At 45.3% G+C, this 18,280-nt stretch carries 20 protein-coding genes; 4 read left to right on the top strand and 16 right to left on the bottom strand.

The features are described 5' to 3' along the window. Positions 1 to 12: 12 nt before the first annotated feature. The 8 genes from A0765_RS05165 to rpsO all read right to left on the bottom strand — a co-directional run bounded on the left by A0765_RS05165 (position 13) and on the right by rpsO (position 7,932). Positions 13 to 699 carry an amino acid ABC transporter permease gene (locus A0765_RS05165; protein ID WP_062005063.1) on the bottom strand — a complete coding sequence of 229 codons (687 nt, stop codon included), beginning with the start codon at positions 697 to 699 and terminating at the stop codon, positions 13 to 15. A gap of 3 nt (positions 700 to 702) precedes the next feature. After that, positions 703 to 1,395 (bottom strand): amino acid ABC transporter permease, encoded by a 693-nt coding sequence (locus tag A0765_RS05170; protein WP_062005065.1) that lies wholly within the window; start codon positions 1,393 to 1,395, stop codon positions 703 to 705. Positions 1,396 to 1,416: 21 nt separating this feature from the next. Beyond that, positions 1,417 to 2,301, bottom strand: coding sequence for a transporter substrate-binding domain-containing protein (locus tag A0765_RS05175; RefSeq protein ID WP_062005067.1), 885 nt, complete (start codon positions 2,299 to 2,301; stop codon positions 1,417 to 1,419). 15 nt (positions 2,302 to 2,316) lie between these two features. Continuing rightward, on the bottom strand, positions 2,317 to 3,315 hold the full coding sequence (locus A0765_RS05180; protein ID WP_062005069.1) for a uroporphyrinogen decarboxylase family protein: 999 nt from the start codon (positions 3,313 to 3,315) through the stop codon (positions 2,317 to 2,319). Positions 3,316 to 3,566: 251 nt separating this feature from the next. After that, positions 3,567 to 4,616: an LLM class flavin-dependent oxidoreductase gene (locus A0765_RS05185; RefSeq protein WP_062005071.1), complete on the bottom strand. Its 1,050-nt coding sequence runs from the start codon at positions 4,614 to 4,616 to the stop codon at positions 3,567 to 3,569. 213 nt (positions 4,617 to 4,829) lie between these two features. Beyond that, on the bottom strand, positions 4,830 to 6,641 hold the full coding sequence (gene glmS, locus A0765_RS05190) for a glutamine--fructose-6-phosphate transaminase (isomerizing) (RefSeq protein WP_062005072.1): 1,812 nt from the start codon (positions 6,639 to 6,641) through the stop codon (positions 4,830 to 4,832). 221 nt (positions 6,642 to 6,862) lie between these two features. Beyond that, complete coding sequence (locus A0765_RS05195) at positions 6,863 to 7,276, bottom strand: YjdF family protein (RefSeq protein ID WP_062005074.1); 414 nt, start codon at positions 7,274 to 7,276, stop codon at positions 6,863 to 6,865. Between the two features lie 386 nt (positions 7,277 to 7,662). Further along, a complete protein-coding gene (gene rpsO, locus A0765_RS05200; protein ID WP_001018251.1) occupies positions 7,663 to 7,932 on the bottom strand; it encodes a 30S ribosomal protein S15 in 270 nt (89 codons plus the stop codon). A gap of 273 nt (positions 7,933 to 8,205) precedes the next feature. Here rpsO and A0765_RS05210 point away from each other — a divergent pair, with 273 nt between their 5' ends. Beyond that, positions 8,206 to 9,132, top strand: coding sequence for an aldo/keto reductase (locus A0765_RS05210; protein ID WP_062005078.1), 927 nt, complete (start codon positions 8,206 to 8,208; stop codon positions 9,130 to 9,132). Between the two features lie 160 nt (positions 9,133 to 9,292). Continuing rightward, positions 9,293 to 10,468, top strand: coding sequence for an aminoacetone oxidase (gene aao / locus A0765_RS05215; protein ID WP_062005080.1), 1,176 nt, complete (start codon positions 9,293 to 9,295; stop codon positions 10,466 to 10,468). 107 nt (positions 10,469 to 10,575) lie between these two features. Here the strand turns inward: aao and A0765_RS05220 are convergent, their stop codons facing one another. From A0765_RS05220 to tsaB, 7 genes are all read right to left on the bottom strand, one after another. Next, positions 10,576 to 11,316, bottom strand: coding sequence for a MerR family transcriptional regulator (locus A0765_RS05220; protein WP_062005082.1), 741 nt, complete (start codon positions 11,314 to 11,316; stop codon positions 10,576 to 10,578). Positions 11,317 to 11,419: 103 nt separating this feature from the next. Further along, on the bottom strand, positions 11,420 to 12,166 hold the full coding sequence (locus A0765_RS05225; RefSeq protein WP_062005083.1) for a class I SAM-dependent methyltransferase: 747 nt from the start codon (positions 12,164 to 12,166) through the stop codon (positions 11,420 to 11,422). 123 nt (positions 12,167 to 12,289) lie between these two features. Next, on the bottom strand, positions 12,290 to 12,628 hold the full coding sequence (locus A0765_RS05230) for an AzlD domain-containing protein (RefSeq protein ID WP_062005085.1): 339 nt from the start codon (positions 12,626 to 12,628) through the stop codon (positions 12,290 to 12,292). Next, positions 12,618 to 13,313, bottom strand: a complete 696-nt coding sequence (locus A0765_RS05235) for an AzlC family ABC transporter permease (protein ID WP_062005087.1) — start codon at positions 13,311 to 13,313, stop codon at positions 12,618 to 12,620. The genes A0765_RS05230 and A0765_RS05235 overlap by 11 nt, the downstream gene beginning before the upstream one ends. A gap of 9 nt (positions 13,314 to 13,322) precedes the next feature. Beyond that, positions 13,323 to 14,333 carry a tRNA (adenosine(37)-N6)-threonylcarbamoyltransferase complex transferase subunit TsaD gene (gene tsaD, locus A0765_RS05240; protein WP_062005089.1) on the bottom strand — a complete coding sequence of 337 codons (1,011 nt, stop codon included), beginning with the start codon at positions 14,331 to 14,333 and terminating at the stop codon, positions 13,323 to 13,325. Continuing rightward, entirely contained in the window at positions 14,323 to 14,775 is a 453-nt protein-coding gene (gene rimI, locus A0765_RS05245) for a ribosomal protein S18-alanine N-acetyltransferase (RefSeq protein ID WP_062005091.1), read from the bottom strand. Before rimI ends, tsaD begins: the two co-directional genes overlap by 11 nt. Continuing rightward, the gene (tsaB, locus tag A0765_RS05250; RefSeq protein WP_062005093.1) at positions 14,772 to 15,458 is read right to left on the bottom strand and encodes a tRNA (adenosine(37)-N6)-threonylcarbamoyltransferase complex dimerization subunit type 1 TsaB; all 687 of its coding nucleotides are present in this window, start codon (positions 15,456 to 15,458) and stop codon (positions 14,772 to 14,774) included. Before tsaB ends, rimI begins: the two co-directional genes overlap by 4 nt. A gap of 287 nt (positions 15,459 to 15,745) precedes the next feature. Here tsaB and A0765_RS05255 point away from each other — a divergent pair, with 287 nt between their 5' ends. Beyond that, the gene (locus A0765_RS05255) at positions 15,746 to 15,976 is read left to right on the top strand and encodes a DNA-dependent RNA polymerase subunit epsilon (RefSeq protein WP_045497905.1); all 231 of its coding nucleotides are present in this window, start codon (positions 15,746 to 15,748) and stop codon (positions 15,974 to 15,976) included. 3 nt (positions 15,977 to 15,979) lie between these two features. Continuing rightward, entirely contained in the window at positions 15,980 to 17,662 is a 1,683-nt protein-coding gene (rnjA, locus tag A0765_RS05260; protein WP_048765385.1) for a ribonuclease J1, read from the top strand. A gap of 86 nt (positions 17,663 to 17,748) precedes the next feature. On the opposite strand, the gene A0765_RS05265 is transcribed toward rnjA, so the two are convergent. Continuing rightward, positions 17,749 to 18,153 carry a GNAT family N-acetyltransferase gene (locus A0765_RS05265; protein ID WP_062005095.1) on the bottom strand — a complete coding sequence of 135 codons (405 nt, stop codon included), beginning with the start codon at positions 18,151 to 18,153 and terminating at the stop codon, positions 17,749 to 17,751. Between the last annotated feature and the right edge of the window lie 127 nt (positions 18,154 to 18,280).

The raw sequence follows: 18,280 nt of genomic DNA on the forward strand, positions 1-18,280 counted from the left end.
AATCTTTCCTTCCTAAGTAAGAGCGTAGCGCTTTTCCAAGCCCCTAAAAATCCACTGAATCAAGCCACAAATAATGAGATAAATAACAAAAATCACCAAGTAAGACTCTGAATACTGGTAAGAATGGGAGGCTTCGACCTTAGCCAGAGCTGTGATATCTTTCACTGTCATAACAAACACCAGTGAGGTCCCCTTAACCAAATTGATAACCAGATTGGCCAGATTGGGCAGAGCAGAGCGTAGAGCCTGAGGAAAAACAATCCTCCGATAGGCTTGAAAATTCGTTAAACCAATCGCCTGAGCTGCTTCTAACTGTCCTTTATCCACTGTCAAAATAGCAGAGCGCAAGATTTCCGATAAACTCCCTGTTGTCATCAAGCTATAGATGATGAAAGCATAGTAAAGCGGATTGAACTTAAAGACATCTACCTGACTGCCTAGACTTTTGAAAAATTGATTCAGTAAGCTAGGAAATAGACTGTAGAAAAAGAGGATAAGTAAAATGGGCGGAGTCGCCCGAATGAAGGCTAGATAAACAACCGAAAAAGTTCGAACGCCACGTACTTTATAAATCTGACCTAGAGCCAAGAGCAGAGCCGGAATAAAGCTGAGCAGAATAGCTACCACCATAATGATCAGGGTTACCGGTATGCCTTTCAACGTTACCAGAAAGGTATTTACAATATAATTCAAATCCATGCTTTACCTCTCCTTGACTGTCAGACTTTTTTCCAGAAGCTGGGAAGCCAGCGAAACCACTAGAGCAATCCCCCAGTAAATCAAGGCCACCGCTGTATAGGTTTCGAGGGAATAATTGCCCAGATTCCGGCTGATGAGATTTTGTCCCGCTCCCATGACATCAACTGCCCCAATCGTATAGGCCAGCGCAGCATCCCGCATGAGATTAAGAAAGGCGGTAGTCAAATTGGGCAGGGCAATACGAAAAGCTTGTGGCAGAATGATCCGCAGAAATGTCTGCAAGGGTGTCAAACCAATACTAAGACCTGCCTCAGTCTGTCCCTTGGGAACAGCCAGATAGGCCGCCTTGAAGACTTCTGCAATCATGGCCGCAAAGAGCAGAATCATGGTAATAATGACAAATACGGTCCGTGACCAATTGTTGATATCCAGTCCCAACCACCATTTTAAAAACTCTGGAATGCCATAGAAGACCAAGAAGAGCAAGACAATAGGCGGTGTACACCTAAGGATAAATATATATCCTCTAGCCAGACCAGCAAAAGTCGGCTCCTCCGCAACTTGAGCCCAGGCCAACAGACCACCTAGCAAGGAGCCAATCAAAACCGTCACGAACATAATCCATAAAGTAGTTGGCAAGGCCTGTAACAAACCAGGCAGTAGGACAAAAACACGGGACAAATCATAAGCGACCATACGGTCTCCTTTCTCCATCTTTTAGTCTTTATCTACATAAGAAAAGACATCTTCACCAAAGTATTTTTCCGATAATTTAGAGAGTGTCCCATCTTTTTCTAGCTCTTTAATAGCCTTTTCATAGGCTTTGGCAAACTCCTCATTCTTTTTATCTTTATGAATGAGTGGATAGGTAGGGATACCCTTATAAGGGAACCAACTCAACTGGTCCGCATACTGATGATAGGAACCTGCCTTGTCTGTGACAGCTTTTTCAAAGGACAATTTAATATCAAAGAAGGCATCATAGCGTCCTTCCAAGACCCAAGCATAGGCATCCGCTATCTGAAAAGACTCTGCTGCGGTCAACTCAATTGGACTAGCACTGTGCTTTTTGTTGTACTCTTCAATCACCGTCCATTGAGCATTCTGTGGTGAAATCGGCACCAATTTCCCTTTTTCTTTGGCAAAATCATCAATATTTTTAAATTTATTTGCATCTGCTTTTCGAATGGTGAAGCCGATGATACTAGCTCCGATAGGACTTTCTGGAATGATGAACTTCTTCGCCCGCTCTTCAGTGTACCAAGCTCCCTTGGTTCCGATATCATATTTCCCAGATTCCAAACCAATCAAAAGATCTTCGTCACTGGTGCCAGTATATTCGAACTGATAATCTGGCAATTTTTCATCAATAGCCTTGAGTACAGCCACCTCATAGCCATCTGACTTGCCTTTTTCGTCCAAAAAGTCGTAAGGAACGTAGTTTTGAGTATGAGCTACTTTTAAAGTCGTGACCTTGTCACTGCCTGATGCCGCACTGCTCGCCTTGCTGGATGAAGCTCCCGTCAAGGTCCGTCCCAAATAAGTTCCGGCAACAATAGCAATCACAGCTACTCCACCGATAATCCATTTTTTCTTACTCATTCTTTTGTCTCCTTTTTATGCTAAACTCGCTGCTTGGCGAACCCACTCAATCCGCTCCGGATCAATATCGCTTGGGATGGTGCAGTCAGCCCCGATAATCAAAGCATCCTTGCCAGCCTCTGCTATCAAGCGCTTAGTCTCATTTTGAATAGCTTCTTGGCTACCTGTGTAGAGCAAACCAGTCTTGCCATTTTCAAAACCACCGAGAACAGTGCGACCGCCAAATAATTTGCGACCTTCTGCCAAACTGATACCTTCTGGTCCCACTGCCCAGTTGATGACCTGAGCTGGATAATCTGTGAAAAGATGAACGTCATTTCGCGCGCCTTCGTAGCCACAAATATGCAGAATATTTACTCCGCCAGCTGCATTGGCTGCTTCCAGCACCGCTAATTCACTAGGAGCAATGTAAGCCTTGTAATCTTCGGCCGACACTCTCGCATCCTGAATGCTCTGAACGCTGAGGTAAATTCCATCTGCACCAGCTTCCTTGATAATGCGTTCTGTCAGAGCCTCAATATCTTGAGCAATCACATCCAGCACCCGCTTTGTCACTTCCGCATCCTCTGCTAGAAAGTCTGCAATGATGTCATCTCCTCCAGCAACCTTGCCAACCAACCATTTGAAGTAGGTCACCGGCGCAAAAATATTGTAAATAGCAACCAAATCCTCTGTGAAGCCAGCCCTAATCTTTTGAACCAGCTCCACCTGCTCACTGATCCAAGGATGGTCAGCGCCTAAAGGCTCGATATCTGCCAAGTCCTTGATAGATTGAACTTTTTTCAAGCGCTCATTCGGATAGGCAAAATAACCATCGCTCATCAGTTTGACAAAGTCTGGCTTGACTTCTGATAGAAATGCTTGATGGCCTGCCAAATTTTTATCAATAATAGTCTGATTGCCAAAACCAGCCAGCCACTCATCCTCGCTGGTAAAATGATGCCAGAAACCAACTGGCACTCGGTCAACTTTTTCCCCCTTAAAGGCTTTTAAAACCAACTCTCTTTTAGACATATCTTGCTCCTTTTCAATTTGATTGCTATTATCATATCACTGAAAAGTGAGCTTTCCAAATATATATTTCCTATCAGCCCGATTAAAAATATTTATAAGAGTATATTAAAAAAGCTAGCTCGAGCTAGCTTTACCAAGGTTTTTCAGCTTTCGATGAAAAACCTGTTTTTCTTACTATTTTTAGAAAGACAAGATATATATTTTCTATGGGAGAGATAGGCAATCTTTATCAAAAGACCTCTACTTCGATCTTACTTACCCTTAGCTGCAAAATACTCCCGCACAAGCGGTGCAACCTTGGTGCCAAAGAGTTCGATAGACTGGAGGACCTGCTCATGCGGAAGCGATCCCAGCGGTAGATGCAGCATGAAGCGGTCCAGTCCCAGCTCCTCTATCATCTTGATCAATTTCTGAGCGACCTTTTCAGGACTGCCGACAAACATGGCTCCCTCTGGTCCTACCTGATCTAGGTATTGCTCATAGGTCATCTCCCGCCAGTGAGGGCGGTCCTTGGAGATAGCGTCCACTACCTGCTTGGTCGGATGGAAGTAAGTCCGGACCGCCTCCTCATTGTCCTCCATGACCCAGCCCCAAGAGTGGGCAGCGATTTTCAACTTTTCATCTGAGTGCCCACTTTCCTGCCCAATTCGGCGATACGCATCCAGCAGGGGCTTGAAGCGCTTAGGCTGTCCACCGATAATGGCATACGCAATTGGCAGGCCTTTCTGGGCGACCTTAATGGTGGACTCGACATTGCCCCCCGTCGCTACCCAAACTGGCAATGTTTCTTGCACCGCCCGTGGGTAGACTTCTCGATTATCAATAGTCTGCGTCAGCTTGCCCTTCCAATTTAGCCGAGTCTCAGCACTGGCATAGAGGAGCAGATCCAGCTTTTCATCAAAAAGCTCTTCATAATCCTTCAAGTCATAGCCAAAGAGCGGAAAGGACTCGATAAAAGATCCACGGCCAGCCATGACCTCTGCTCTGCCATTTGACAATGCATCAATCGTCGCATACTGCTGGTAGACTCGGATAGGATCCAAGCTCGACAGGACACTGACAGCACTGGTCAAGCGAATCTTTTCTGTCTTGACCGCACCAGCCGCCAGCACAATCTCCGGCGCAGAGACGGCAAAGTCCTCTCGGTGATGCTCTCCAATACCATACACGTCCAGCCCTACCTTGTCTGCCAGCTCAATCTCTGCTACCAGCTGCCGAATCCGTTCGTCATGAGTATAGGTCTGCCCTGTACCCTCCAGTGGCGTTGTCTCTCCAAAAGTAGAAATACCTAATTCCACCATGTTTTTGTCCTCCTGATATTTAAGATAAAAGCATTTTATCGCTAATTAGTGATATATGCAAAAATGATGCTCACTCCATTGTCCATCTGCATAAAATAACATGGTTTTGTCATGATAGAAATAGACTTCCAAAGAGCACCATCACCAAATACCATACCAAAAGCCCCAGAAAAATCTGAGGCTTAGTATTCTTATCGAGATTCATTAAGACGCTTATTCTACCGTTACAGATTTAGCGAGGTTACGTGGTTTGTCCACATCAAGACCACGGTGGAGTGTTGCAAAGTAAGCAATCAATTGAGTTGGAACCACCATAGAGATTGGTGACAGGTAAGGGTGAACTTGGCTCAGGACAATATCGTCTCCATCCTTAGCCACATTTTCCTCCGCAATGGTCAACACCTTGGCTCCGCGCGCCACAACTTCAGAAACATTGCCGCGAGTATGGCTAGCCAAGACTTCGTCTGAAAGCAGAGCTAAAACAGGTGTTCCCTCTTCAATCAGAGAAATAGTACCATGCTTGAGCTCTCCTGCCGCAAAGCCTTCACACTGAATGTAGGAAATCTCCTTAAGCTTAAGGCTGGCTTCCATTGCCACATAATAGTCCTGACCACGACCGATATAAAAGGCGCTGCGAGTTTCCGCCAACAAGTCACGAACCTTGCTTTCGATCAATTCTTTCTCAGAAAGGGTAGACTCGATAGACTGAGCCACGATAGACAGCTCATGAACCAAATCAAACTTCTTGGCTTTTTCGTTGCCATTGGCATCACCAACCGCCTTAGCCAAGAAAGCTAGGGCAGCGATTTGTGCAGTGTAGGCTTTGGTTGAAGCCACAGCGATTTCTGGTCCAGCATGGAGAAGCAGGGTATGCTTGGCTTCACGAGACAAGGTTGAGCCTGGCACATTGGTCACTGTCAGACTAGGAATGCCCAGCTCATTAGCCTTGACCAAGACTTGGCGGCTATCAGCTGTCTCACCAGATTGGCTGATAAAGATGAAAAGTGGTTTCTTGCTCAGAAGTGGCATAGCATAGCCCCATTCAGAAGAAATTCCCAGTTCAACTGGCGTATCCGTCAGTTCTTCCAGCATTCGTTTAGAAGCATAACCCGCATGATAAGAAGTTCCAGCAGCAATGATATAAATGCGATCCGCTTCTTGGACTGTGTTGATGATGGCTGGATCAATCAGCATCTTATTATTTTCATCCACATAGGTGCTGATCAGCTTCCGCATCACGGTCGGCTGCTCGTCAATTTCCTTCAGCATGTAGTAAGGATAAGTGCCTTTGCCGATATCGGACAAGTCCAGTTCAGCAGTATAACTACCACGTTCAAGAACATTGCCTTCGTAGTCTTGCACTTCTACGCTATTAGCCGTCACGATAACCAGCTCTTTATCATGGATTTCCATGTATTCGCTGGTCTCACGAATCATAGCCATGGCATCGGAGCAGACCATGTTGTAGCCGTCCCCCAAGCCGATCAAAAGCGGAGATTTGTTTTTGGCAACGTAGATCGTAGAAGGATCTTGGGCATCTACCAAGGCAAAAGCGTAGGAACCTTCGATAATGTGAAGGGCCTTTCGGAAGGCGTCAAGAACAGAGAGTCCGTCTTCTTCCACGAATTTCCCAATCAAATGAACTGTAATTTCTGTATCTGTCTGCCCTTTAAAATCATGGCCAGCAAGATAGTTATTTTTGATATCCAGGTAATTTTCAATCACACCGTTGTGAACCAAAACAAAACGGCCTGTCTGAGAAGTGTGAGGATGGGCGTTATTCTCACTTGGTTTTCCGTGGGTTGCCCAGCGCGTATGCCCAATACCTGTTGAACCCGCTACATCCATGCCAATCTTGGCACGAAGATCTGCAATCCGACCTACAGACTTGACCAGACTGGATTTTTCTCCTGTTGTCACAAAAATTCCAGCCGAATCATAGCCTCGGTATTCTAACTTTTCAAGTCCTTGCATCAAAATATCTGTTGCATTGCGGTTTCCCACAACTCCGACGATTCCACACATAGATTTATTTCTAGCCTTTTACTGGCAAAAAGCTATTTCCTCCTTTATTAAAAATTGGTATAGTCTTATTTATCTTTTTATTAAGAGACGAAAACATTATACACAGCAATTTGACATTTGTCAACAAAAAATTGGTATAGTTTCGAGACAAGAAAAATTTGTTTAAGAAACAAAAAAGCCTCCCGACAGAAGACTTTTCATAGCAATCAGAAAAACCAGGTTCAATGCCCCTTGTGCTTTTCCAATCGTTTTTGCTGTTTGAGTTCGAATTTCCTTTGCTGAGCCAGTTCTTTTTGTTGCTTGTGCTTGATTCGAGCGATTTGTTTTTGCTCTTCAAATTGCAGCTTCAGCGCTTCCTGAGACTTTGAAGAAAGTGAAGCCATCTGCTCTTTTTTAGTCTGTCTCTGCAGGCGTTTAGGACTGAGCGACTTAGTCTTCTCCTTCACCCTGATGCTAGGACTAAACTGCAACCTATGATAATAACGGTTTAGAAAATCCAGCAATTCCTGCGTACTTGGCTCTGCACCAAAGGTGACTCGGCAAACTCTATAAGATTGAGCATGTTCCTGCTCGAAAAGACCGTGCCAAAATCCCTCTTCAAAATAAACTGTCAGCGTCATTGAAATCGTGTCCATGACAGCACCTCCTTTAAAAATCCCTAAGAATGGACAACCAAGGAGGAAGGTTACTGACAAAAAATAGATTTTTTGCGTCTGGACTACCAACCAGAACTGTGTTTTTATCTTAGTAGCTACAGTCTAGCAAGATTTTCTTAAAAATTCAAGAAGAGCTAAAAATTGTACTGATAGAAGACAAAGTAAGGATAACGAAAAACCTATAAAGTCAGAGAGCTAATTTGAGCTCGGGCTAAAATCCTAGTGAAAACAAAAAAGCCCTCTGAGATCAGAGAGCTTTATTCTTGCTGGATAAAATGTTTCTAGACAAGGCGACGAGGCGAAGATTGTACTAATGGTACATCAAGACGAAGTCAACGAAGTATAGAAACGTTTTAGACGCAAGATTAACGACGAAGTCCAAGAGAGTTGATCAACTCACGGTAACGGTTAACGTCGTTTTTACGCAAGTATGCAAGCAAGTTACGACGGCGACCGATTTTCTTCATCAATCCACGGTAAGTAGCGTGGTCTTTTTTGTGTTGTTTGATGTGTTCGTTAAGGTGGTTGATTTCCCAAGTAAGGACAGCAACTTGAACCTCTACTGAACCTGTATCACCTTCGTGACGTGCATATTGTGCAATGATTTCATTTTTTTTCTCTTTTGAGATTGCCATGATAAGCTCCTTTTCTTTACGCTTCATCCGAGTGACAGGCTTGGCAATTCCTGCAACCAAGAAGAAGTTATTTGTCTTTAAGACATTCTTATTCTATCAGGAAGCCAAGTTTTTGTCAAATCTTCTACTTTTCCGACAAAGTCAGCCAAATTTCATTAGCCAAAACGAGGATTTTCTACATATTTACTCCAAGGCTCGATCTAGCCGGTCGTTTTTGACTTTGGAGCAGGTTTAGCTTATACTGGGAGTAAGATGACACGAGGAGAAGAGTTTATGAAATATCTTGAGTTTGGAGAAAGTAAACGAGAAATTTCCCAGATTATTATAGGACTGATGCGAATTGCCCAAATGACACCCAAAGAGGTGGAAGAACTGGTCGAAACAGCCTTGTCAGTCGGAATCAATGCTTTTGACTTAGCCGATATCTACGGTGGAGGCAAGTGCGAAGAAATTCTGGGACAAGTGCTCAAAAATCGACCTGACCTGCGAGCTAAGATGTGGATTCAGTCCAAAGTGGGGATCCGCATAGAAGAATTCACCTACTTTGACTTTTCCAAAGACCATATCCTAGAGGCAACAAACGGTATTTTACAGCGCTTGGGCGTGGATCATCTGGATTCTCTGCTCTTGCATCGACCAGATGCCCTGATGGAGCCCAGTGAAATCGCTGAAGCTTTCGATCTGCTCAAATTTCAAGGAAAGGTCCTTGATTTTGGAGTATCCAACCAGAATCCCATGATGATGGAGCTACTCAAAAAAGAGGTCAAGCAGCCTTTGGTGGCAAATCAGCTCCAACTGAGTGCAGCTTTTTCACCTGCCTTTGAATCCGGCTTTCACGTCAACATGGAGGGCACAGACGCAAATATGCGCGACGGTAGTATCTTTGAATACTGCCACCTGAACGACGTCGTGATTCAGGCCTGGTCTGTCCTCCAGCACGGCTATTTCGAAGGCGTTTTTGTCGGTTCGGATAAATACGCCAAACTCAATGCCGTCCTGAACCGACTGGCCGACAAATACCAAATATCACCATCCGCAGTGGCTATTGCTTGGGTACTACGCTATCCAGCCCACATGCAGGCGGTCATCGGCACGACCAAGACTAGCCGCATCATCGAATCAGCCAAGGCAGCAGATATTAAACTGACTAGAAAAGAATGGTACGAAATCTATTGGGCCTCTGGAAAAGATCTTCCTTAAAAATGAGCCTAAAATCCGATTAATTTTCTACCAAGATGCTAGCTAAAGGACTGACAGAAAAGCTGACCAGAGCATGTCCACTGTATAGCTTAAAGGGCAAATCATCTTGCACAAGATTAGCTATCACATAAAATTCCTATTTCACGAAAGGAAAAGATATATGAACCATTTCGATACAATCATCATCGGCGGAGGACCGGCTGGTATGATGGCTGCCATTTCCAGTTCTTTCTACGGACAGAAGACCCTGCTCCTTGAGAAAAATAAACGACTGGGCAAGAAACTAGCCGGAACGGGTGGTGGCCGCTGCAATGTGACCAATAACGGAAACCTAGATGACCTCATGGCTGGCATTCCCGGTAACGGACGCTTTCTTTACAGCGTCTTTTCCCAGTTTAACAACCATGATATCATTAACTTTTTTACCGAGAATGGTGTCAAACTCAAGGTCGAAGATCACGGTCGTGTTTTCCCAGCGACAGACAAATCCCGCACCATTATCGAAGCTTTGGAAAAGAAAATTGCAGAGCTGGGTGGCACTGTCATCACCAATACTGAAGTCGTCTCCGTCAAAAAAACTGATGAGCTTTTCACTGTCAGATCCAGCGACCAGGCTTGGACCTGCCAGAAACTGATTGTCACAACTGGTGGCAAGTCCTACCCTTCAACTGGCTCGACAGGCTTCGGTCACGATATTGCCCGACACTTCAAGCACACTGTGACTGACTTGGAAGCAGCTGAAAGTCCTCTTCTAACTGACTTCCCTCACAAAGCGCTTCAGGGGATTTCGCTGGACGATGTGACTTTAAGTTATGGCAAGCATGTTATCACTCATGATCTGCTCTTTACCCACTTTGGTTTGTCAGGTCCTGCTGCCCTGCGTATGTCTAGTTTTGTCAAGGGCGGGGAAGTCCTTTCTTTGGATGTCTTGCCACAACTTTCTGAGAGCGACTTGGTGGCATTTCTAGAAGAACATCGGGAAAAATCTTTAAAAAATGCTTTAAAAACCTTGTTACCAGAACGCTTGGCAGAATTTTTTGTTCAAGGATATCCTGAAAAAGTCAAACAACTAACTGAGAAAGAACGCGACCAGCTCGTCCAGTCTATCAAAGCACTCGAAATCCCTGTCACTGGCAAAATGTCTCTTGCCAAGTCCTTTGTTACAAAAGGAGGCGTCTGCCTCAAGGAGATCAATCCTAAAACTCTGGAAAGCAAACTGGTTCCCGGACTCCACTTTGCTGGCGAAGTTTTAGACATCAATGCCCACACGGGCGGTTTCAACATCACATCTGCCCTCTGTACCGGCTGGGTGGCAGGGAGCTTGCATTATGAGTGATAGGGAAAATATTTTAAAGCAATTGAAAAAAACTGGTCGAGGAACTGCACTGCACCCCAAAAGTTAACTAACTTTTGGGGTGCAGTGCAGAATATTCTCACCAGTTTTTATTCTGCATTTGTCCGAACGTAAGCTGCAATGACATCTGATGTGTACTGAGCTGTGCCTGGACCAAATTTGTCGATATTTTTCTTAAACTCTGGGTTATAGACATAGCCTTTACCGATATGACCGAATACTTCTATAGAGCAGTCAAAACCATAAGTACGGATGGCTTGCAAGAGTTGAGCTGCCTGTTCTTGATTTTCTGCTGCCTCAACTGGCAAGTCTTGCTGCATATTTTCTGCCAGACTTTGAAAAACTTGATTGAAGGCTGCGGCAGATTCTTCTTCCCGTCCATTTTGACGAGTCAGTGCTTCCGACATGACTTCTTGACCGTATTCTTCGACAGCTTTTTGGTGGTATTTTTGATTGTCTTCGTAGGCAAAACCTGCGAATTTTTCTTTCATTGTCATCTTTCTTTCTCCTTTTTCCTCTTGGATGGTTTTTCGCAAGGTAGAAATCAAGGTATCCAAGCGGTCTCTTTCCTGCTGCAAATACTCTAACTGCCTCACCAGATGCGGCAATAAGGCCTGATCGTCCTGACTCAGCAGCTCTGCTATTTTCTCCAAAGAAAAGCCCAGATACTTATAGTAAAGGATGACCTGTAGCCGCTCTAGATCAGCTTGACTATACGTTCGGTAGCCATTTTCTGATTTTTGAGGAACCAAAAGACCAATTTTGTCATAGTGATGCAGGGTTTTGACAGAGACACCCGAAAGCTGCGCAGCTTCTTTGATATGATACATAAAAAACCTCCTTGCCCTTATAGTATAAGCCCTGACCTTAGGGCAGAGTCAAGCTTTTTATGAAATTTTTTTAATCACTTTAAATTTTCCAAAGTAGATAGTATTATTTGCGAGAAACCATGGCAATAAAGCCCAGTTTTTCTTGATTCTTTTGGAACATCTTAAACATCTTCATAAATTGGCCGTAATTTTCTTTCTTGAGGGCATTAAAGCAGATTTTCAGTGTGCCGCCCAGTCCTTCGTCATATATCATCCCTCGAAGGCTCATCAAGGTCATTTCGCCGACAAAGGTGTCCACACGGTCAAAAGCGTGAGAACGCGCCAGCTGAATCCAAGAGCCTTCTGTCAGCGGACCAACATTGACGTTAATCGCACGAGATAGCTCTTCTCGGACATTCTCATCTTTTTGCTTGAGCATGACGTCATGTGTGAGGAGCACTCCGCCTGGCTTCAGCACCCGGTAGTACTCATCCATACATTTGGCCTTCCCCTTATCCGTCTGCATGGTCAGCATGGCTTCATTGATAACAATATCAAAAGAATTGTCCTCATAAGGTAGCTTCATGGCATTTGCGAGTTCAAATGTGACGAGTTCACTAACACCAGCCTTGTCTCCATTAAGCTTAGCCTGAGCCAACGCAGCCTTATCCAAATCAACTGCAGTAATCTGGCAGCCATATGTTTTAGCCAGCTCGATTGTTGTAGTCCCCATATTGCAGGCAACCTCTAGAACTTTCTTATCGCTGGAAAACTGTCCCTGCTCAATCAGCCAGTCGGTTGCCAGCTTACCACCGGGACGAAGATGTTTCTTTCCTAATTTTGCTAAAAATTTATGCCCTGCTTCTGCCATTTCCGAACCTCCATAATTTTGATTGCTTCCATTATAGCATAAAATATTATATTTTCAGACAATTCTTAGAATTTGACAAAAAAACAGACCGAATCGACTGATTCAATCTGTCCTGTATCTTCTTTAAAGTCCAAGAGATCCCGCCAAATAGCGCAGTACGGCCACCAAGACTACGCCAAATACAACAGTTGCAATTAAGTTTTTATACTTAAAAGCCACATAAGTCGTCGGAAAAACGGCCAGCAAATCCAGCCATTTAAAACTCGGCAGCTGACCTGTTTTAGCATCGGTGACACTGGACAGGATGAGGGCAGAGATGATGGAAACTGGCAGATATTTGAGGAAACGCTCTACCATGGGCGGAAGCCCCTTGTACTTGACTAGGATAAAGGGCAAAACCCGTGGCATCCAAGTGACCAGGGCTGACAAAAGAATGGCCAGCAAAATATACTTACTTATCATCCAAGATCACCCCCACTGTACATCCTAACAAGGTTGCAAAAAGCACCGCCAGCGAATTTTGAAGCAGCATGGTCAGGAGCAAGTAGGCAAGGCCCACTACACCTAAGACTAAAAAGAGCTTCTTTATCTTGACCCGTCGCAGCATGATTGTAAATTGAGAGGAGAAAATACCAATAAACATGGCGACTAGAGCAAAGTCTAGGCCAAAGCTCTCAGGATTGGGCAGAAGGGCGCCGAGGGCAGTTCCTAAAACAGTACCTAAAATCCAAGAAGCATAACTCATGAAATTGTTACCCATCATCCAGCTAGCAGCAATCTCTTCTGTATACACCTGCTCTCCCATCAAGACCCCATAAGATTCATCTGTCAAAAAAGAGCCAATGACAATATTCTGAGCCAAGCTAGACTTACGAAAAAGGGTTGAGGCATGCAGACAGAGCAAAAGATGCCGAATATTTATCAGAAAAACAGTCAGTGCGATGGCCAAAACCGGTGCCTGCTGGGCAAATAAGCCAATCATGACAAACTGGGCACTGCCGGCATAAACCAGAATACTCATCAACCCCATCTCCAAGGGATTCATATAAGGCGCTGCCATGATGCCGCAGGCTAGGCCAATCCCAATATAGCCCAGAGCTGTTGGCACTGCCGCTTGTGCCCCTTGTTTAAATGTCTGTCCGCGCATTCTTCTCCTTTACTCCATCGTTTCAAAAGCCAGACTTGGCTTCGCATTGAGGTCCAAACCGGCAAAATTTTCCTTATTCCACTCACTGACACTGGCATAGGCAATCATACCAGCATTGTCACCGCAGAGGCGCAGTGGCGGAATGATCACCTTAACATCCTGAATCTCAGCTGCCAAGCGCTCTCTCAGACCTTGATTGGCCGCAACGCCTCCCGCCACAACCAGAGTTTTGACTGGATATTTTTCCAGCGCTTTCTTAGTCTTGGCCATGAGAATATCCATGACCGCTGCCTGAAAGCTTGCTGACAAGTCTTGATTAGACAAGGCTTCTCCTTTTTGCTGGGCATTGTGATGCAGGTTGATAAAGGCCGACTTGAGACCGGAAAAAGAAAATTCCAGATTGTCCTCCTTGATCATAGCTCGCGGAAAATCATAAATATCCTGTCCCTCATGAGCCAGCTGATCAATCTCCCGGCCTGCTGGATAGGTCAGCCCCATGACGCGACCGACCTTATCATAGGCTTCACCGACCGCATCATCGCGGGTCTCCCCCACAATCTTATAGTCACCAGCCTGACTGACATAGACCAGTTCAGTATGGCCGCCGCTGACCAAGAGAGCCAGCAAGGGAAACTCCAAGGGCTCCACGCTCTGGGCTGCCATCAGGTGTCCAGCCATATGATTGACTGGAATCAAGGGAATATCATGAGCCCAGGCAAAGGACTTGGCCGCTGCCAAGCCGACCAAAAGCGCCCCAACCAGACCAGGACCATAGGTAACGGCCACTGCTGTGACCTGCTCCTCGCTAATTCCCGCTTCTGCCAAGGCTTCCTCAATACAAACCGTAATGACTTCCACATGGTGACGGCTGGCCACTTCCGGTACCACTCCGCCAAAACGCTTGTGGCTCTCAATCTGGCTGGCAATGACATTACTCAAAAGCTCGGTTTCATTTTTCAGAACCGCCACACTGGTCTCGTCACAAGACGTCTCAAAAGCTAAAATATATCTATCTTTCATGAATCTCTCTTTTCATAACAATCGCATCTTCCACTGGCGCATGGTAGTAGGACTTCCGCCGCGCGATTTCTTCGAATTTTTCTTTTTTGTAAAATAGCAGAGCTGGCTTGTTGGACTCCCTCACTTCGTGGAAAATTTCTTTGTCTGCTGGCAAAAAGTCAAATAAGGCTGTCCCGATTTTCTGTCCCTGATAGCTAGGCAATACAGCAATCTGCAGGACTTCTGCTTCAAAGTCGGTCTCCTGCCAGACTAAAAAGCCGACCAGCTGACTCTCGTCTTCTGCTAGCGCACAGCTATTTACATTCGAGCGCAGAACTTCTTCCACTTGGCCTGCGGTCCAAGGGCTGACCTCATAGACTGCAAGTAAGAGCTGTTCCAGCTCTTCTGCCAGAACTGCCGCGTCCACATCCGAGTTAGCGCTCCATTTTCTCATCTCAATCATAGGCGCTGAATGTAAGAATCGCTGGATTCTTGGTGGTTCTTGAGCCAATTTTCCTCGGCTTCTACCCGCTTGAGATAGTTAGGAACAAAGTCATGAATAGACTGGGCTGGCAAGTCTAAACCGAGACGACCAATAGTTGCTGCCTCTGGTAAAGTCGGCTGAATGGCAGCCTGAGGAAGAGTCGCTTCAATCTGCTCCGCAAAAGCTACTGTCTCTCCGACAAAAGTAACTGGCTGATTAGTAGCGCCAGCCATTTCCAAAACCTCTGCCAAAGGCAGGTGAGCTTCCGACCGCACAGCCTGACCCGACTGGTAAAAGCCAGCATAGACATTGTTGCGGCGGGCATCCATGATGGGAATGACCAAGCCTTCCACCTGCTCTGGGACTAAAGCCAGCAGACTAGATACACCGACCAGCTCAATCTTGAGGGTATGGGCTAGAGTCTTGGCTGTCGCCACCGCAATTCTCAGGCCTGTGTAGCTGCCCGGTCCCTGCGCCACCGCAATCCGATCCAAATCGGCCGGTTTCATATCCAAACTATTCATCAGAAAATCGATAGCCGGCATAAGGGTAATGCTATGATTTTTCTTGATATTGAGCGTCACCTGCCCCAAGAGCTCCTTATTCTCTAAAATCGCTAGAGATAGAGCCTTATTTGACGTATCCATCGCTAAAATGTTCATCATTTTCTTCCTTACTCGAGTGTTTGCTCCTTATTATACTACAAAAGAAGCGACAAGGGTAGAGAGAGGCAGTCATTTGATGACCCAGATTGTCCTCAAAAGCTTTTCTGAAAATCTCCACAAGATTTTCTCGGCTATGTCTTTTACTAAAAGCTGGTTTTATGATATAATTGGTTAGAATTATATCGAATCAAGGTCAATCTACTACTCATAAAACTAAATAAAAGAAAACAGCTGATTAGCTGTCGTTTTCTGTAGCTTGATCGTGAAAAATGGAAGGAAATAAAATGATTTACAAAGTTTTTTATCAAGAAACAAAAGAACGCAGCCCACGCCGTGAACAAACACGTGCTCTCTACTTAGATATAGAAGCAACCGATGAATTAGAAGGTCGCATCAAAGCCCGCAAATTGGTCGAAGAAAAGACTCCTTACAATATTGAATTTATCGAACTCTTGTCTGACAAACATTTGGAATACGAAAAAGAGTCAGGCGCCTTCGAATTGACGGAGTTGTAACCTATGGCATATAACTTAAAGAAAGAAGAAGTTGGTGTTTTCGCCATCGGTGGTCTGGGCGAAATCGGCAAAAACACCTACGGAATTGAGTATCAAGACGAGATTATCATTGTGGATGCTGGTATCAAATTCCCAGAAGACGACCTGCTAGGAATTGACTATGTCATTCCTGACTACTCTTATATCGTAGAAAATATTGACCGCGTAAAAGCTGTCCTCATCACCCACGGGCACGAGGACCATATCGGCGGCATTCCTTTCCTGCTCAAGCAAGCCAATGTTCCCATCTATGCTGGTCCTTTGGCTCTGGCTCTCATCCGTGGCAAGCTAGAAGAGCATGGACTTTTGCGGGATGCCAAGCTCTATGAAATCAATCAAAATACAGAGTTGACCTTTAAAAATCTGAAGGCAACTTTCTTCCGCACAACCCACTCGATTCCAGAACCTTTGGGGATTGTCATCCATACGCCGCAAGGTAAGATTGTCTGTACCGGTGACTTCAAATTTGACTTTACACCAGTCGGTGAGCCAGCTGATTTGCACCGCATGGCCGCTCTGGGCGAGGAAGGCGTCCTCTGCCTCCTGTCTGACTCGACCAATGCTGAAGTTCCGACCTTTACTAATTCCGAAAAAGTGGTTGGACAGTCTATCATGAAGATTATCGAAGGCATTCATGGACGGATTATTTTCGCTTCCTTTGCTTCAAACATCTTCCGCCTCCAGCAAGCTGCTGAAGCTGCTGTCAAGACAGGGCGTAAGATTGCGGTCTTTGGTCGCTCCATGGAAAAGGCTATTGTCAACGGGATTGAGCTGGGCTATATCAAGGTTCCCAAAGATACCTTCATCGAGCCAAATGAACTCAAGGACTATCCAGCTGGCGAAGTGCTGATTATGTGTACCGGAAGTCAGGGTGAGCCGATGGCAGCCCTGTCTCGGATTGCCAATGGTACCCACCGTCAGGTTCAGCTCCAGCCTGGAGATACAGTCATCTTCTCATCTAGCCCTATCCCTGGTAATACGACCAGCGTGAACAAGCTGATTAACATCATTTCCGAAGCTGGTGTAGAAGTGATTCACGGTAAGATTAACAACATCCACACCTCTGGACACGGTGGTCAGCAAGAGCAGAAACTCATGCTCCGCTTGATCAAGCCTAAATATTTCATGCCAGTCCATGGTGAATACCGTATGCAGAAAGTCCATGCAGGTCTAGCCGTTGATACTGGAGTACCAAAAGACAATATCTTCATCATGAGCAATGGTGATGTGCTGGCTCTGACAGCTGACTCAGCTCGTATTGCCGGCAGCTTCAACGCTCAAGATATTTATGTTGATGGGAACCGCATTGGTGAAATCGGAGCTGCAGTCCTGCGCGACCGCAAAGACCTGTCAGAGGACGGTGTGGTACTGGCTGTCGCAACCGTTGACTTTGAGTCCAAGATGATTTTAGCCGGTCCAGATATTCTCAGCCGTGGCTTTATCTACATGCGCGAATCAGGTGATCTCATTCGCCAAAGCCAGCGCATCCTCTTCAATGCCATTCGCATTGCCCTTAAGAATAAAGATGCCAGCGTCCAATCTGTCAGCGGCGCTATCGTCAACGCCTTGCGTCCTTTCCTCTACGAAAGTACCGAGCGCGAACCTATTATCATTCCAATGGTGCTTACACCAGACGAAGACAACTAAAAAATAAGCTTTGCTAGACTAGCAAGGCTTATTTTCTGTAAACTTTAATGGTAATTGGCAATTGACTTCCATCTATTGAGAATGGCTCACTTTAACCACTTGATAAAATGATATTTGGTAATACCCTTTTGCGGGACATCTGACAGACTGGCATAGATTTCATAGCCTTGCTTGATGTAAAAATCCCTGGCCTGATAAGATTTGGTGGACAAGGTGATGCTGCTGACTCCCGCTTTCTCAGCCTTTTCTTCTAATTCTGCCAGCAGACTAGCTCCCAAGCCCTTTTTCTGGTATCCCTCATCTACCACTAAAGCCTTGATATGGATATTTTCCAACACTTGATGGGCATGGAGCAAGGCGATTAAGCGCCCTTCCTCTTCCCGTGTCAGATAATAATCCTTGGGCTCAAGTTTTTCAAGCATATCTGGACCAAAAGAAGCCTCATATTGCTCCTTGAAAACTTGCTCGATAAAGTCTTGAAATTCTATCATTTTTGCTCCTTTCAGAATCCTTATCGCATTTCCCTACACTGATATAGAGAAATCCTGCTTGCTAAACCAAGGACAATCGGGCTCAGCTATTAACACGCCAAGCCCGAATGATAGATCATAGATAATC

The sequence above is a fragment of the Streptococcus cristatus genome (genome assembly GCF_001588905.1).
GTDB lineage: Bacteria > Bacillota > Bacilli > Lactobacillales > Streptococcaceae > Streptococcus > Streptococcus cristatus_N.